This window comes from Arthrobacter sp. CMU6 (assembly GCF_059090205.1).
Map to the genome: position 1 here is coordinate 1 of NZ_JBNHFL010000108.1, position 392 is coordinate 392.

At 68.6% G+C, this 392-nt stretch carries 1 pseudogene; it reads right to left on the reverse strand.

Annotated features, from left to right (window positions below):
• A pseudogene (locus AC5RWD_RS23275) lies at positions 1–392 on the reverse strand (hypothetical protein); the annotation flags it as partial.

A 392-nucleotide genomic window follows, 5' to 3' on the forward strand; every position in this document is an offset into this window, starting at 1 on the left:
TGTTCTTTGGGGCGTTTCTTGCCGAGGTCCTCGGCCGCCAGGGTGCTGCCTGTGGCCTGCCCTAGATCGGCCTGCCCTGGATCGGCCTGCGCAGAATCGGCCTGAGCCGCATTGTTGGCCGGTTCCCGACGGTGGCGGAGCTCGAAGGCGACGGCGAGCCGGGCCTGTTGCCCGGCGGCCCAGCTCTTGAGTTTCTCCAGCGCCTTGGTCTGGTCGATCAGGCCGGGACCGTCGGCGGTGAGGTCCGCCCGCACCAAAATAGCAGCGGCCTCGACCCGGTCCGCCAGATCCACCTGCGTCGTTCCGGACCCGCGCCCGGCAGTCCCGGTGGCGGCGCCACCGGCCAACAGGACATCTGCAAACTGGACGTCCCTAAAGAGAAGCTCGGGGAA